This window comes from Planktothrix serta PCC 8927, assembly GCF_900010725.2.
GTDB classification, from domain to species: domain Bacteria; phylum Cyanobacteriota; class Cyanobacteriia; order Cyanobacteriales; family Microcoleaceae; genus Planktothrix; species Planktothrix serta.
The window spans coordinates 1-1,981 of the sequence record NZ_LR734891.1; the positions used below are offsets into that span (position 1 = coordinate 1).

The 1,981-nt window shown below is 40.2% G+C and carries 2 protein-coding genes; both read right to left on the reverse strand.

Annotation, left to right across the window (positions count from 1 at the left end):
• A partial coding sequence (locus PL8927_RS27500) for an IS701 family transposase (protein ID WP_156093357.1) occupies positions 1-716 on the reverse strand: 716 nt, incomplete at its 3' end.
• A 939-nt stretch (positions 717-1,655) separates the two neighbouring features.
• Positions 1,656-1,859, reverse strand: coding sequence for a putative nitrogen fixation protein NifT (gene nifT, locus PL8927_RS27505; protein WP_083627094.1), 204 nt, complete (start codon positions 1,857-1,859; stop codon positions 1,656-1,658).
• Between the last annotated feature and the right edge of the window lie 122 nt (positions 1,860-1,981).

The following is a 1,981-nucleotide window of genomic DNA, read 5'->3' on the forward strand; positions in this document are numbered from 1 at the left end:
CTAATGTTAACTTTTTCTCCCTCATGTTGCTGTTGACAAACAACTTTCCTGTTTTTTGCTAATCCAGCTATGTATTTTAGCTTTCTTGACTCTAATTGTTTCAAAAAAGTCCGATTATTTCCATATCCAGCATCTACTAATACGACTCCCGGTTTAGACCCTCGGCTTAGGCATTTGTCGATTAACTTCAATGCTAGGTCTGGCTTTTTAACGAAATCTGAATCTTGCTTTCCTCCTGGTAATGAACTCGCGTGTTGATACAATTCCACATCTAAAGGCAGACTTTTTACCCCATCATATAAGTGGGTCGTTACCAACACGATTCCATTATCGGTTTTGCCGATTTCTCCTATGTATTGTCTTCCAATCCCCGCCGTTTCCTTACCACTTTTTCGGTGTCCTGAATCATCAATTATTAAAGTAAATCCTTTCCTGACCTTTGTTTGACTGCATTGTTGCATGATTTGCAGTCGTCGCTCGTTGACTTTCTCTGCGTCCCAGGTTGCTTCTGTCAAAAAATGATGCAATTGGTGATAAACCACACCTACTGCGTTATTTGACATCTGAGTTAAGTTTTTTCGTTCACTTTCGCCCAATAATCCGCCTAAATAGTGCCTAAATCCTCTTTTTTGAGATGGATTGCTCAACACCGGATCGAACCTAGCACACCATTTCTCAAAGCATGGTGGCATAGCAGATGGAGTGGTTTTTTTCATCGAAGCCTCTCAACGTATAATACTTACCCTGTTGTAATTATAGCCGTTTTATTTCTCTTTTTTGTTTAAGTCCCGATAGTTGAAATATTCCTACACTCACAGAGTACAGTCTAGGCTTCTCAGCGACAGCGACTCCGGCTATTGCTTTGGACGTTAACTGAGCTTTTAAAATGGGCGCCCTACCGATCTATTTTTTATTGAGCTATCTCTATGGCTGGCTGCCTTTTTGGTCGCAGCTTGTATTGATATGCTATCCTCACTTGTTTTTCCTCAATCGCTATGACTATGATAGTATAAAAGTGACGACAACGGGTAGACGGAAATGAAAACTACTAGATTAAATGTCAGAATGTCTGAGCGCAGATTAAATAAACTTCGTTCTTATGCCCTAATCAAAGATAAGACAGTCACACAGATAGTAGAAGACTGGGTTGACAGATTACCAAATATAGAGAGTGTTAAAAACGAAGCTGACTCCCTTCCTGTCAATCCTGCGGATTGAATTGGCCAGAGGTCGCGGTTTTTAACCGCCTTACATCTCACTACTGAACAGAGTACCTTCAGTGGGAGGCTTGTGACGGAAAAGCTAAATTTATTGGATTTTTGTTGCCAGAGATGCCTTGGAGATGTAAGATTGATCATGTTTTTTATTTTTGACTTGGGGGGTATTTTTTAGCCCCAAGCCGTGAATGCGCTAACCTGTTGTGAAGAATCGTTAACTGAGTGAAAATTCTGGTTAATGAAACCTAAGCAATAAAGTAAGCGCGTTTTTATTGGGTGACTTTTCACCTTTTTTCAGCAAGCCCTAATTAAGATTGGGTGAATTCTAGGGAGTGATTATTGTTAAATAAACCCGCTTTTTCTGTGATTTTTGAATTCCTTTATTGGATTTTAAAACTCCATTTAAAAGGCGGGTTTATTTGGGGGTACTAACCCAACCTAAGCTAACCGTTTAGCTTCTACGGTTTTGGGTAATTTTAAAGGGGCGATTAAATCACTAATTTCTAGTTTCCAACCATTGGTTAAAGTCAAAATAGTGTTGCCATTTAATTCGGTTTCGCTCACTACTTCTTCTTCCAAATCTTTTTTGGCAACGTAAACAATTAATTGATCGCCGCTGCCACGACGTAACATAACTTTCATCTATCTTCCCCCTTTGGAGACTCCCACTAACGGAGTACATGATTGGTGCACAGTCTGGTCAACTTGGGCTTGATTTCAAGCCCCCGTTAAAATCGGTACCCCGATTTAACGGCGGGTTGTTG

Coding starts and splice junctions, on each gene's coding strand:
- nifT (WP_083627094.1), bottom strand. CDS start 1,859: ATGAAAGTTATGTTACGTCGTGGCAGCGGCGATCAATTAATTGTTTAC.